The 13,907-nt window shown below is 71.4% G+C and carries 9 protein-coding genes; 1 reads left to right on the forward strand and 8 read right to left on the reverse strand.

Annotated elements, in window-relative coordinates; translation table 11 throughout:
• Positions 1 to 9: 9 nt before the first annotated feature.
• The 6 genes from ABT342_RS32150 to ABT342_RS32175 form a co-directional block, all read right to left on the reverse strand.
• On the reverse strand, positions 10 to 2,010 hold the full coding sequence (locus ABT342_RS32150) for a TOMM precursor leader peptide-binding protein (protein WP_351581649.1): 2,001 nt from the start codon (positions 2,008 to 2,010) through the stop codon (positions 10 to 12).
• 88 nt (positions 2,011 to 2,098) lie between these two features.
• Positions 2,099 to 2,245, reverse strand: coding sequence for a thiopeptide-type bacteriocin (locus tag ABT342_RS32155; protein WP_351581651.1), 147 nt, complete (start codon positions 2,243 to 2,245; stop codon positions 2,099 to 2,101).
• Positions 2,246 to 2,332: 87 nt separating this feature from the next.
• Positions 2,333 to 4,543 (reverse strand): TOMM precursor leader peptide-binding protein, encoded by a 2,211-nt coding sequence (locus ABT342_RS32160; RefSeq protein ID WP_351581654.1) that lies wholly within the window; start codon positions 4,541 to 4,543, stop codon positions 2,333 to 2,335.
• A gap of 334 nt (positions 4,544 to 4,877) precedes the next feature.
• Entirely contained in the window at positions 4,878 to 7,970 is a 3,093-nt protein-coding gene (locus ABT342_RS32165; protein ID WP_351581656.1) for a lantibiotic dehydratase, read from the reverse strand.
• Between the two features lie 88 nt (positions 7,971 to 8,058).
• On the reverse strand, positions 8,059 to 9,216 hold the full coding sequence (locus ABT342_RS32170) for an XdhC family protein (protein WP_351581658.1): 1,158 nt from the start codon (positions 9,214 to 9,216) through the stop codon (positions 8,059 to 8,061).
• A 44-nt stretch (positions 9,217 to 9,260) separates the two neighbouring features.
• The gene (locus ABT342_RS32175) at positions 9,261 to 10,733 is read right to left on the reverse strand and encodes an NCS2 family permease (protein WP_351581660.1); all 1,473 of its coding nucleotides are present in this window, start codon (positions 10,731 to 10,733) and stop codon (positions 9,261 to 9,263) included.
• 47 nt (positions 10,734 to 10,780) lie between these two features.
• On the opposite strand from ABT342_RS32175, the gene ABT342_RS32180 reads away from it, so the two are divergent.
• Complete coding sequence (locus ABT342_RS32180; RefSeq protein ID WP_351581662.1) at positions 10,781 to 10,924, forward strand: hypothetical protein; 144 nt, start codon at positions 10,781 to 10,783, stop codon at positions 10,922 to 10,924.
• 129 nt (positions 10,925 to 11,053) lie between these two features.
• Here ABT342_RS32180 and pucD read toward each other — a convergent pair whose 3' ends face one another.
• Positions 11,054 to 13,456, reverse strand: a complete 2,403-nt coding sequence (gene pucD / locus ABT342_RS32185; RefSeq protein ID WP_351581664.1) for a xanthine dehydrogenase subunit D — start codon at positions 13,454 to 13,456, stop codon at positions 11,054 to 11,056.
• Positions 13,457 to 13,458: 2 nt separating this feature from the next.
• The coding region (locus tag ABT342_RS32190; protein ID WP_351581667.1) for a (2Fe-2S)-binding protein at positions 13,459 to 13,907 on the reverse strand (449 nt) is incomplete at its 5' end.

Genomic DNA, 13,907 nt, shown 5'->3' on the forward strand with positions numbered 1-13,907 from the left:
TCCGGCCTGTCAGGGGAAGGGGTGCGGATGGCGGTGGAGGTCCTCGTCGCGCAGCGGCGCGGGGCGGCGCCCGGCCCGCCAGGATGCGACCCGGAGCCGTTCGTGGTGCAGTGCCCGCTGCTGGGCCCAGCCGAAGTCGATCGGTACGAGTCCGGGGGCGACGACGGCCGCGGTGTGCAGTCCGCACGCGCGCTGCTCGGGGCAGGTCTGGTCGACCAGCACGATGTCGTCGCTGACCGAGCCGACGAGGCGCACGCACTCCTTGAGGTCGTCCAGGAGGTCGGTGTGGCGGGGCGTCCGGCCGTGCCAGTCGGCGAAGGCATCCTTGAGCGGGACGGGTTCGCCGCAGTCGGCGAGGAAGGGCACGTGCTCCTCCATCTCGGGGAGCCCGTAGAGGATCTCGTGGTCCTCCAGTTCGCGCACCAGCCGGTAGTCGGCCGCCAGGGCGCGCGCGTCGTCCTGCTTGTCCTCCATGGTGCTGATGAGGCGCGGCAGCAGGGAGGCGACCTCCTGGAGCGCCGAGGTGACGGCCTCCTCGGCGGTCAGCGCGGCGCCCGCCGACAAGCAGAGGTTGCCCAGGCCCCGCTCCCGGCGCCTGGCCACGCACAGGACGGCGGGCACGGGCAGGTCGATGCGCATGTCGAAGAGGCGGATGTCGTGGCCGAGCCCCTCGATCCTGTCGCGCACGGCCGCGAGCCGGGGAGAGCGGGTGCAGCTGTCCAGGTCGATCTCGCGCAGCCGTTCCGCGCCGTACCACGCCAGCAGGAACGCGTCCCGCTCGATCAGTTCCAGCAGCCCGAACAGCGCCGCCTCCTCCAGGCAACTCCCCGTGGCGCAGCCGCTGGAGTTGCTCGACAGAAGGGATTCGCCCCGTCTTCTGGGCCCGTAGTAGACGAGTTGCTGGGGCACGAGCACCGGTGCGTCGCGTATCAGTGAGTGTCCCCAGACCCAGTCCACGCGCTCGTCGGGGCAAAAGCGCCGGAAGGTGTCGGGGCGCTGGGCGTAGAAGTCGTCGTCGTACAGGAGCCCGCCGCGCGGGTCCAGTGCCGGCAGGGAGAGTGCCCTGAGCTCGTTCAGCGCCACGCGCGCGGCGGGCTGTCGCCCCCAGGGCCGCTGGCCCGCGTAGCGTTCCAGCCCCTCGAACATGGCCACCATCTCGCTCTGGGCGTGGGTGTCCGTATGACCGGCCCAGCCGATCTCGTACAGTCCGCTGCGGCCGGTCCGCTCCCCCCCGAGGCGCATGGAACCGCCCACCGACTCGGTGACCGGGCTCTCCAGGTCGTGGTACGTCCGCGCGCCGAGCGCGCCGCACACCGGGTTGACCAGCGCGTCCTTCGGGATGTCGTACGTACGCCAGCTCCTCAGCCGGGAGCCGGCGCCGGGCGTGCGCGGGCGCGGTGCGGGAAAGCCGTGCAGTGCGGGCGGGACGTCCGGGGCGGACGGGCCGCAGCGCGGGCACGACGGGTCGGCCAGCAGCTGATGCGCCGTGATCAGGCCGTCGCGCAGGCGGACTTCCAGGACCGTCGCCGGCCCGGTTCCGGCGGTGCCGTGCTCCGTTTCGCGCGAGCGCGCCAGAGTGTGCAGCGCGGCGGCGACGGCCGGCGCGCCCCATTCGTACGGCCCGGTGTGTCCGGGGCCGGTCACGTACTGCGCGGTGCCGGTCTCCAGGGCCTCGCGCTCCTTGAGCGGGCGCAGCCGGGTCCAGCGCCGCTCCAGGCAGACGGTGCAGGGGCCCGGTCCGTCCGCCCGCGTGTGCACCGGTCCGACGAGCGCGGTGTCCCGGTAGAGGCGTACGGGGAAGACGGACGCGCCGCCCCCCGACGGACCTCCGGCCACGCTCGTACGCGTCGCCGGTGACGCCTGTGGGAGCACTCCCAGAGCCCCGATCTCCGCCGTCCCGTCGAGGGCTCCGGCCGGGCCGGTCTCGGCGAAGAGGGCTCGGAGCGCCTGGGCCAGTGCCTCCTGGGCGGCGTCCAGAGCGGTCTCCGTAGGGAGCGTCACAACGTGCATGGGTTCTTCCCCGGGGCTCTCACGAAAGGGACCCGCGGTGGCGGGCACGGGCCCGCCACCGCGGTTCGGACTGTCAGCCGGACGAAGGTCAGGCGGACAGGTCCGGGGTGGTGCTGCAGTTGCAGCAGGAGCCCGTCGCGGCACAGTTCTTGGCCGCGGCGGCAACCTCGGCGGAGATGGCCTCCAGCTCGAAGTCCTCGATGTCCAGGGTGTTGAGCTCCGAAATGTTGTTCATTTTGTGCTCCTTCCGATTTATGTGAACAGGAATCCACCGGAGAAATCCCCGGTGCTCCCCCCGGTCTCCCGGCGGGAAGTCAGGTGGTCATGCGGTGAGCAGCACCCTGCCCACCCGCACGGGTGCCTCGGTTCCGCCCAGCGACGCGGGTGGAGTGGCGACAAGGAGGGCGTCGCGGCCGTCGGCGCGCAGGCCCGCCACGAGCCGGGCCAGCCGGTCCGCTCCCTCGGCGGTGCCGGGGGGCGGGGGCGACGGGGCGGTGGCAGGGCCGGGGTGGCCGGGGTTCGGGCGGCCGGTGCTCGGGTGGCCGGTGCTCGGGTGGCCGGGTGAGGGCGCGAGCGCGGGCCACTGCGGCGGGCACAGCAGCGACGGGCCGCCGTCGGGCGCGGTTCCGTCCCGGTCCGCCGCCGTCCCCTCCGGCTCCGGCTCCGGCTCCGTGAGGCTCCTTCGCTGGATCCGGCCGGCGAGTTCGACCAGGGCCGCCCGTGCCGCTTCGGCGCGGTCCACGCCCGCCGCGACGGTCTGGAGGGTTCCGTCGGGGGACTCATGACGGGCGGTCACCACATGTGCGGGTCCCGGGCCCGGCAGCGCGGCGACGGTCAGTGTGCCGGAGCGGGCCAGACCGGGCACGATCGACAGGCCCGACCCGGCCGCCGCGTCATCGAGCGGGATCAGCTCGGCCGCCGGGTCCGTACGGCCCCCGAGGGTCTCCTGGATCCGCTCGTGCAGCAGCGCGGACAGCACACCGCCGACGGCGACTTCGGTGAAGGACGCGCCCGCTCCGTACCCGGACAGGGCATGTTCCGCGGCCGGGTCGTTCCCGGCGCCGCTGACCAGGTCCGCGGGCACCCAGACGGTACGCAGGTCCAGGAGGGAGAGAGCCGGGGTCCAGCGGATCGCCCGCTCTTCGTCCCTGCCGTCGTCCTCGCGGCCCGGGTCCGGGCGGCGGGTGAGCGCGAGGCCGTCCGCCGTGACGGTGGACTCCCCCTGGTCAGCGAGATCCTTGCGGGTGCGGTGCACGGTGGCGAGGGGGGCGGGGGCGGTGGCGGCCGCGCGGATGGCGGCCCGCTCCACCGCCGCGCACCTGGCTTCGATCAGCGAGTCGGCGTGGAACCCGTAGGTGAGTCCCCGCGCACTGCCCGCGCCGCGTACGGCACCGGCCTTGACGGCGGTCTGCGGTACGGAGGCGTCGTCGAAGCGGCGCAGCATTCCGGTGCTCTCCGCCAGTACGGACCGGTACCGCTCGTACCGCTCGTCCGCGTCGGCGGGGAGGTCGAGCCGGCCCTCGGCGAGCGCCAGCAGTGAGGCTTTCGTGTCCGGTACGTCGGTCTGCGGGGCGCAGGCGGGACATCGGGGGTGCGGGGGAAGCGTTTCGCGGCGGGCCGCCAGGGTCAGCGGGTCCTGGACCACGACGGCGCTTTCGAGGCCGGCCGGCCCGGTCGCCGCGATGTGCCGGAAGATTTCGAGGGACAATTCGCTCCCGACCGCCGCCAGTACGGCCGGATAAAGTTCCGGGTATTCGTGACCGTTTTCCTGGACCGTCATCGTGTCGGCCATGTGCTCGGCCAGCCAGTTTTCCGCGCAGGACCAGCAGGAACGGCCGCCTGCGGGGACCAGGGGCCCCTTGACCAGATATCCGCCGGCCTCGCGGGCCGCGATGAACACGCGACGGGTCCCGTATGCGTGGGCGAAAAGAAGCTCACGTAACGGAGATTCTTCCGCGTTTCGCTCATCGGGCGTCAGCACAATGGCGTCCGGCGCCCAGGCGTCCACCGCGTGCACCGCCGCGTCGGCGGAATCCAGGCGGAACTTCTCGAGCCGCGCCGGGGTCCCGGCGTCCGTCAGCTCGGCCAGATCCCCGTCCCAGGCGCCGGTCGGCGCGTCGTCCCCTCGCCATGCCACCGCGACCTCGCGGGCCCCGTTGCGCAGCAGCGTCCGTACGGCGCTCACGGCCGCCGGGCCGCTGCCCACGACCATGGTCCGGGTCTCCCGCCAACGGCGGAACCTCTCCCTGGGCCGATCGCCGTCGTGGGCGAGGAAGGAGATCTGCTCGCCGAACCGCTGCTCCACCTCGTCCGGGAGCAGTCCGGCCGGCTCCGGTTCGCGCAGCGTGAGGAACCCGGCCCCGTGCAGACGCTCCACCAGGCGTACGACCATGTCGCGGCGCCGGTCGTCGAGACCGTCGCACAGCGCGTCGATGCCACAGCCCACGGCCAGTCGCGGAGCGAGGGCGGTCAGCCACTGGTAGACCGCTTTCCCCTTGAGGAAAGAATCGCCGTGGGCGCCTCTCAGGAACACTCCGTCGGACGTTTCGAAGAATGCGGAATCCTGTCGGAGGAAATACTCGGGAAATACACCCGGAATGGTGTCACCACTCACTTCCCCGCACCTCCCGTCGTGATCGTTGTGCCCGACACGGATTACTCAACATCATCTTCGACAGGCCCGCCAATAGTTCATAAAGCACAAATACCGGAGGGGTTTCGGAGCCGGATTTCAGAGGAAGACACAGGTAAAGGAATGCATCCTTCCGCTTATGTCGTCCGGTTGGCTCGCGCGCCTGATCCCGGGCATGCGAAAGGCCACCGGAGAACCGGTGGCCTTGGTCGCGCGTATGGGCATGTGTGCCCGGTTATTCGGTTGTTCCTCCCCTGGCGGCCCATGAGAGAGCCACGGACCGGGCCATCCGCAGGCAGGCCCGCTCGGCGTCCTCGTCGATGCCGGCCGCGCGGTTGTGGTGCATGTGCAGCAGGGCGCCCAGCACGGACGCGGGGTCCGGTCCGTCGTCCTCGCCGGCGAGGCGGGAGCGATAGGCGGCCAGTGCCGTCCGCCGCCGTTCCCACGCGGCGACGACGTCCTCCCCGCCGGGTATGTCGCGCAGGGCGGCGAAGCCGTCGCCGGGATCAGCCAGCCGCATCGCCGCGTCCTGGATCTCACGGCCGGTCGCCGGGCCCGAGGTTCTTCTGACCTGCTCGACCAGGGCTCGCATGCCGTCCCCGGTGTTTCCGGCGAAGGAGCACGCCAGATCGACGAAGCTCGCCACGGTCATGGCCATGGGGTGCGCTCTGCCGCCGGTGGTGAGCGCCAGTTGCGCGAGCGCGGCCGCCGAGTCGGCGGCGAAGACGGACTCGGCGGCGGCCATGGCCGCGCCCGTACCGTAACGGCCCGTCTCCGGGTGGTAGGTGTCCCACTGGATGCGGCCCACCAGGCCGAGTTCACGCCGGCCCGCCGCCCACGTGCCGACCCGCTCGGCGACCCGCCCGAAGGCTTCGGCACGGTCCAGCCGCACGCGCAGCCGAAGGTGCGGGTCGGGGTCGCGGTAGCGCACGAACCACCACTCCGGCACCTCGTCCCAGCCCTCCCACAGGCCGGGAAGGGAGGCGGTGAGGATGTCCGCCTGCCGCGCCGGGTGTCCGTACAGCTTCACGAACGCCCAGGGGGAGTGGCCCGGCAGATGGCCGTGACCGCGACCGATGGTGCTCCTCGGGGCGGCCCGTCGCGGCGCGGGCGGCAGGGCGGCCTCGTGCGTGGAGCCGAGGGCCATGGTGATCTCGTGGGCCCTGCCGTCGAGCCAGCCGTACGCCGACGGCTCGGGGGCCTCGTGGAGCGTGGCGTGCCCCTCCCGGTCCACATGGGCGCGCAGCAGCTGCAGATGCGCGGTCTCGGTCAGATCGAGGCGGAGACGTTTGTCGTCCTCCCCGAGATGGACCGTGTCCGGAAGGCCGAAACGCTTGCGCCACGCGGTGAAGCTCTCCTCCCACACCGGCCGGGAGGCCTCCGGCGGGGCGAGGTCGCCCGCGGCCGGCCGCCAGCGGGCCGGGACGAGCACCGCGCGGCCGTACCGCACGCGCGGCAGGAACGGCATCCGCCGAGCGGCGCCCCACGAGAACCCGCCCACCATGGCGGCCCTGGCGCGGGGCAGCTCGCTGAGGAACCGGGCCAGGGGATGCGTGAACCTGACCGGCTCCACGGCGTTCAGCACGGCGGGCTCGACCATCCGGCCCGTGGACAGGGACACCAGCCAGAGCCGGTGCGCGTCACCTCCCACGGCCAGGTCGTCCAGCGGCAGTTCACGGTCACGGCCGGTGTCGCCGTGCTCGGCCAGCGGTATGACGTGCGGCAGGACCGCCGGGGCCCGGCCGATGTTCTCGGTCCGGGTGAGCAGCGGGGGGCTGGAGATCTGCGCGCGCAGGGCGTCGGGCTCCAGCGTGGGCACCGAGGCGTACGCGGCGCTCAGCCGGTCGCGGTCGGCCGGGTCGAGCAGATCGAGGAACCGCCCTCCGGTGGCGCCCGCCGCCGAGTACAGACCGCCGACGACGAGGTCGAACGCACCGCGCTCGAGGGCGGCCGGTTCCGGTGCCTGGATGTGGAAGTACAGCTCGGCGTGCGCGGGGATCTGGACGGGGTTCTGGGTCGCCAGGGCGTCCAGGGCCCGGTCGTCCAGCACGATCTCGCGGGCACCGTCGACCGCGGCCTTCTGCGCCAGCGCGAGGAGCCGCTCGTCCCTGGCGGTCAGCCCCGGCTCCGGGAACTCCAGCAGGGAGGTCTGGTATCCGGCCGGATAGCCGAGACCCACGTCGGGGTCGACGAGTTCGCGGACCGGGACCAGGGCGCCGATCCCGTACCGCTCCATGAAGGCGAGGTGGTAGTCCTGCCAGGCCGTGGAGCCGTACGGGGAGGGCGTGAGGCGGGTCAGCGCCGTCGCGGCCCGCTCGGCCTCGCGGGCCACCTCCTGCGGAAGCACGGGTGCGCAGTCGAGGCGCAGGTCCACGACGAGGGGCTGTTCGGCGACGTCGGACAGCGCCGCCATCCGGCCGGACACGGCTTCCCTGATGCGCCGCCGGGCACCTCTGCCGCTCTGGTTGTGCCGGGTCAGCGCGCCGTGGATCTCGGTCAACTCGGCTACGAGGTCGGCCACTTGGGCGATGTCCTCGGCGTGCGCCGCGGTCAGCCGGTCGACGACGTGGCCGAGGGCGTCGGTGCTCGTCATCGGCGGACGCAGTCCGGTGAGCAGGACGCGGCGGGCGACCAGCTGGGCCAGCAGTCCGTCGATCGTCTCCGCCGGTACGGCCGGGTAGAGGGCGGCGAGTTCGCCGGCCAGGTGCGCCCCGGTGACGGGGGAGCGCGCCGCCTTCAGCACCGACTCGACGGCCCGGGTGTGCCGCATGCTCACCTCGGTCGGGCCGCCCTGCCCGGTGTGCGGCGGCTGCTGGCACGGCACCACGAGCTTCCCGCCCCGCACGAAGCAGGTGTTGTCCACCACGACCGGAAGCCGGCGCAGCAGTTCCGGGCAGGCCTCCAGGCGGGTGATCACGTCCGTCAGCCATACGGCGTCGGCCCGCGCCACGACCCGGTGATCGTGCCCCCGCGCCGCCGTCACCCCGGGGCCGAACCGCACCGGGGTCACCCCGGCGAACAGCCCGAAGGGCGTGGGCCTGTGCTCCATGCGCAGCAGATAGCGCACCAGGGACGTGACGGCCCGGCGTACCTGCCGGGGCCGCCGCACCTGCCCGTCACACACCTCGTGGACGCGGCGGGCGAGGACCGGGCTGGCCACCTCGATGGCCTCGGCCGTCTCGTCCTGTTCCCAGACCCGTTCCAGCCAAAGACGCCATCGCTCCACGTCCGCGTCCGTACTGCCGTCGAGGTCGGGCCAGGGCGGCAGGTCGAGTCGGTCCGTGTACGCGACGGCCCGTAAGAGTGCCGCGTCGATGTGCCGGTACAACAGCGATACCCCCAGTTGACGCAGATCGGCACCGGGGCCCGGGTCACTCCCTGAGCCTCCGGTGCTGGAACGCGTGATGCAGTAGGTGTCAGGCCACGGACCCGATGCGCCCCGCCGGGACCAGCGGTCCGTCGTGGTGGATCGGGGTGTGCGCGCCGGTCAGCGAGATGCCGCTGCCGCCGCGCCGGCCGGCGACGATCTCCGCGCCGATGGACAGGGCCGTCTCCTCGGGCGTACGGGCGCCGAGGTCGAGGCCGATCGGGGAGCGCAGCCGGGCGAGTTCCAGCTCGGTGACGCCGACCTCACGCAGCCGCTTGTTGCGGTCCTCGTGGGTGCGGCGGGAGCCCATCGCGCCGATGTACGCGACGGGAAGCTTCAACGCCATTTCCAGCAGGGGCACGTCGAACTTGGCGTCGTGCGTGAGGACGCACAGCACGGTGCGGCCGTCGACCTCCGTCGACTCCAGGTACTTGTGCGGCCAGGAGACGACGATCTCGTCGGCCTCCGGGAAGCGGAGCTTCGTCGCGAAGATGGGGCGGGCGTCGCACACGGTGACGTGGTAGCCCAGGAACTTGCCGACCCGCACCAGGGCGGAGGCGAAGTCGATCGCGCCGAAGACGATCATGCGGGGGGCCGGCACGCTGGATTCGACGAGCAGGGTCACGGGCTGTCCGCAGCGGGAGCCGTCCGCGCCGATCTCGACGGTGCCGGTGCGGCCCGCGTCCAGCATGGCGAGGGTCTCGCCGGCGGCGGTGCGGTCCAGTTCGGGGTGGCCGCCGAGGCTGCCCTCGTACGAGCCGTCCGGGCGGACCAGCAGGGCGTGGCCCATCAGGTCGTCCGGTCCGTCGGTGATCCGCGCGACCGCCGCCGCCTCCCCACCGGCGGCGGCGGACAACGCGGCCGCGAACACCTCCCTCGCGGGAGAGTCCGCGTGTACCGGGGTGACGAGGATGTCGATGATCCCGCCGCAGGTCAGGCCCACGGCGAAGGCATCCTCGTCGCTGTAGCCGAAGCGCTCCAGGACGGAACCGCCGTTCTCGTCCTCGAGTGCCTGCATACAGAGGTCGTACACGGCGCCCTCCACGCATCCTCCGGAGACCGAGCCGATCGCCGTGCCCTCGCTGTCGACGGCGAGCGCCGCTCCGGGCTGGCGGGGCGCGCTGCCACCGACGGCCACCACGGTGGCGACGGCGAAGTCACGTCCCTGCTCGACCCACCGGTGCAGCTCTTCGGCGATGTCCAGCATGTCGGTCTCCTCAGGTGTCTGTGGATGCGTGGAGGGCTTCGGCGTCAGCTGACGCCCAGCCAGTGTTCGATCGGGTTGATCGCGAAGAACACGATGAAGATCGCGGTCAGCGCCCACATGAAGGCGCCCACCTCGCGGGCCTTGCCCTGCGCCAGCTTGATGACGGTGTACGCGATGACACCGGCGGCGACACCGGGGGTGATGCTGTAGGTGAACGGCATCAGCACGACGGTCAGGAAGACCGGGATGGCGACGGCGCTGTCACCCCAGTTCACGTGCTTGGCGTTCATCATCATCATCGCGCCGATGACGACCAGGGCCGCGGAGCCGACCTCACGGGGCACGATCTGGGTGATCGGGGTGAAGAAGAGGCAGGCCGCGAAGAACAGGCCGGTGATGACCGCGGAGAAGCCGGTACGGGCGCCTTCGCCGACGCCGGTGGCGGACTCCACGAACACGGTCTGGCCGGAGGCGCCGGCGACGCCGCCGATCGCACCGCCCGCGCCGTCGACGAACAGCGCCTTGGACAGACCGGGCATGCGGCCCTTGTCGTCGGCGAGGTTGGCCTCGGTGCCGACGCCCAGGATGGTGGCCATCGCGTCGAAGAAGCCGGCCAGCACCAGGGTGAAGACGATCACACCGACGGTGATGTAGCCGACGTCGCCCCAGCCGCCGAAGTCGACGTCGCCGAAGAGCGAGAAGTCCGGGGCCGAGACCGCGCTGCCCTTGAGCTCCGGCGCGCCGTTGGCCCAGGCGCCGGGGCCCTCCTTCGGGATGTTGGCGACCGCGTTGACGATCAGCGAGATGATGGTGCCGGCGACGATGCCGATGAGGATCGCGCCGGGGACCTTGCGGGCCTGGAGCGCGAAGATCGCGAGCAGCGTGACGGCGAAGATCAGGACGGGCCAGCCGACGAGTTCGCCTTCGACGCCGAGGGTGACCGGCGGAGCGAACTCCGCGCCCTTACCGACGAAGCCGGCCTTGTTGAAGCCGATCAGCGCGATGAAGAGGCCGATGCCGATGGTGATGCCGTGCTTGAGCGGAAGCGGGATGGCGTTCATGACCATCTCGCGCAGACCGGTGACCACCAGGAGGCAGATCACCAGACCGTAGGCGATGCACATGGCCATGGCCTGCGGCCAGGTCATCACCGGGACGACCTGGGTGGCCAGTACTCCGGAGACGCTGAGGCCTGCCGCGAGGACGAGCGGGACCTTGCCGATGAAGCCCATCAGCAGGGTGGTCACGGCAGCCGCGAGAGCAGTCGCAGTGATGACCGCCGACGGACTCAGGAGGTTCTCGTCGACGTCCTTCCCTCCGAGGAGGATCGGGTTGAGCAAGAGGATGTACGCCATCGCCATGAAAGTGGTGATGCCGCCGCGCACCTCGCGCGAGACCGTCGATCCTCTTTCGGAGATGTGAAAGTACCGGTCGAGCCAAGACCGTCCTGCAGGGACCTTCGAGCCGGAGCCCGCGTCCTCTGAGGTGGTCTTCGGCTCCACTGACGACTGGGTCATGGTGCCTACTCCCAAGGTTCACAGGGGCACCCGCATAAGACTTCGGAATGTCAGAAAAGCTGCGGGATTTGGGATCTTGCATTGGCTGCACGACCCGGGGGACGGCCCGAGACGAACGGTTCAGCGTGGAAGCTGGTTCACAGGTGGTGCTGTTACTGCCGGTACTGCTGGTGGCGCTGGTGGTGCTGTGACCGCGAGCGGTGCGGCACTGGGTTCCTCCGGACGGTGCGGGCTTGGACTTGTGACGTTCCTGGGAGGCACGCACCGTCCGGAGAGTTCTTGGGCTGGGGCGGGGGCCACGGACCCCCGCCCCTGCGGTGTTACAGCGTGCCGGTCAGGTGCTCGGGGCGGACCGGCGTCTTGTTGAGCGCCAGACCCGTCGCGTTCCGGATCGCCGCGAGGACGGCCGGGGTGGACGACAGGGTCGGGGCCTCGCCGAGACCGCGCAGGCCGTACGGCGCGTTCGGGTCGGCGAGTTCGAGCACGTCGACCGGGATGGTCGGCGTGTCGAGGATGGTGGGGATCAGGTAGTCCGTGAAGGAGGGGTTGCGCACCTTCGCGGTCTTCGGGTCGACGATGATCTCTTCCATGACCGCCACGCCGAGGCCCTGGGTGGTACCACCCTGGATCTGGCCGACGACGGACAGCATGTTGAGCGCCTTGCCGACGTCCTGTGCGGTGGCCAGCTCGACCACCTTGACCAGACCGAGCTCGGTGTCGACCTCGACCACGGCGCGGTGGGCCGCGAAGGTGTACTGGACGTGACCGTCGCCCTGGCCGGTGACCAGGTCGAACGCCACGGTCGGGCGGTGACGGAACTCGTGCTCCTGGTCGACGGCCTCGCCCTCGAGGACGTCCGCCAGGTCGGCGAGGACCTCGCCGCCGTCGGTGACGACCTTGCCGTTCTCGAGCAGCAGCTCGGCGGTGGCCCACGCGGGGTGGTACGAGCCGAACTTGCGGCGGCCGATCTCGAGGACGGCCTCGCGGACCTTCTCACAGGTGTTCTTCACCGCGCCACCGGTCATGTACGTCTGCCGGGAGGCGGACGTGGAACCGGCGGAACCGACCTGGGTGTCGGCGGGGTGGATGGTCACCTGAGTGACGCCCAGTTCTGTGCGGGCGATCTGGGCGTGCACGGTGACGCCACCCTGGCCGACCTCGGCCATGGCCGTGTGGACCATCGCGACGGGCTCGCCGTTGATGACCTCGATACGGACCCGGGCGGTGGAGTAGTCGTCGAAGCCCTCGGAGAAGCCGACGTTCTTGATGCCGACCGCGTAGCCGACACCGCGGACGACGCCCTCACCGTGGGTGGTGTTGGACAGACCGCCGGGCAGGGCGCGGACGTCCGCCTGCTCACCGGCCGCGAGCCACTGCTGCTCGGGCGGCAGCGGCCTGGCCTTGACGCGGCGCAGCAGCTCGGCGACCGGGGCCGGCGAGTCGACGACCTGGCCGGTCGGCATGATCGTGCCCTGCTCCATGGCGTTGAGCTGGCGGAACTCGACCGGGTCCATGCCCAGCTTGGCCGCGAGCTTGTCCATCTGCGCCTCGTACGCGAAGCACGCCTGGACCGCGCCGAAGCCGCGCATGGCGCCACAGGGCGGGTTGTTCGTGTAGAGCGCGACCGCCTCGATCTCGACGTCGTCGATGACGTACGGGCCCACCGAGAGGGAGGACGCGTTGCCGACGACGGCCGGGGAGGCCGAGGCGTAGGCACCGCCGTCGAGCACGATCCGGCACTTCATGTGCGTGATCTTGCCGTCCTTGGTGGCGCCGTGCTCGTACCAGAGCTTCGCCGGGTGACGGTGCACGTGGCCGAAGAACGACTCGAACCGGTTGTAGACGATCTTGACCGGCTTGCCGGTGCGCAGCGCCAGGAGGCAGGCGTGGATCTGCATCGAGATGTCCTCGCGACCGCCGAAGGCACCGCCGACGCCGGAGAGCGTCATGCGCACCTTCTCCTCGGGGAGGCCGAGGACGGGGGCGATCTGCTGCAGGTCCGAGTGCAGCCACTGGGTGGCGACGTAGAGGTCGACACCGCCGTCCTCGGAAGGTACGGCGAGGCCGGACTCCGGGCCGAGGAAGGCCTGGTCCTGCATACCGAAGACGTACTCGCCCTGGACGATGACGTCGGCCTTCTTGGCGGCCTCGTCCGCGTTGCCGCGGATGATCGGCTGGCGGTGCACGATGTTCGGGTGCGGGACGTGACCGGAGTGGTGGTCGTCGCGGCCCGGGTGGATCAGCGGCGCGTCCTCGGCGAGGGCACTGGCCTCGTCCGTGACGAGCGGCAGCTCCTTGTAGTCGATCTTGATCTTGGCGGCCGCGCGGCGGGCGGTCTCCGGGTGGTCGGCGGCGATCAGGGCCACCGGCTCACCGTGGTGACGGACCCGGCCGTTCGCCAGGACGGGGGTGTCCTGGATCTCCAGACCGTAGTTCTTCATCTCGGCCGGCAGGTCGTCGTACGTCAGAACGGCGTAGACGCCGTCCATCGCGAGCGCCTCGGAGATGTCGATGTTCTCGATCTCGGCGTGGGCGACGGTGCTGCGGAGCGTCTGGCCCCAGAGCATGTCCTCGTGCCACATGTCCGAGGAGTACGCGAACTCACCGGTGACCTTGAGGGTGCCGTCCGGGCGGAGCGTGGACTCGCCGATGCCACCCTTGTTGTGCTTCTGGGTGACGTTGGTCGGGGTACCCGCCGGAACCGTGCGCGTGTTCTGCGCCATGGTCAGACCGCCTCTCCCTGACGGGCGGCCGCCAGGCGGACCGCGTCGAGGATCTTCTCGTAGCCCGTGCAGCGGCAGAGGTTGCCGGACAGGGCCTCACGGATGTCCTGGTCGGACGGGTCCGCGTTGCGCTCCAGGAGCTCGTCCGCCTGGACCAGCAGACCGGGGGTGCAGAAGCCGCACTGCACGGCGCCGGCGTCGATGAACGCCTGCTGGATCGGGGAGAGCTCCACGCCCTCACCGGTCTGCGAGTCGCCCGGCTTCGCGGCCCAGCGCTTGGCCTCGTCGGTGGAGACGCCCGCGCTGCCGCAGGCACCGGTGCCGCAGGTGCCGCCGTGGCCGTGCTCGTCGCGCTTCTTGGCGAAGTCCGCCAGGCCCTCGACGGTGACGACCTCGCGGCCCTCGACCTGACCGGCCGCGACCAGACACGAACACACCGGCACACCGTCGA

Origin of the sequence: Streptomyces sp. NPDC000410 (genome assembly GCF_040300305.1) — a bacterium.
In the GTDB taxonomy this organism is placed as follows: Bacteria; Actinomycetota; Actinomycetes; order Streptomycetales; family Streptomycetaceae; genus Streptomyces.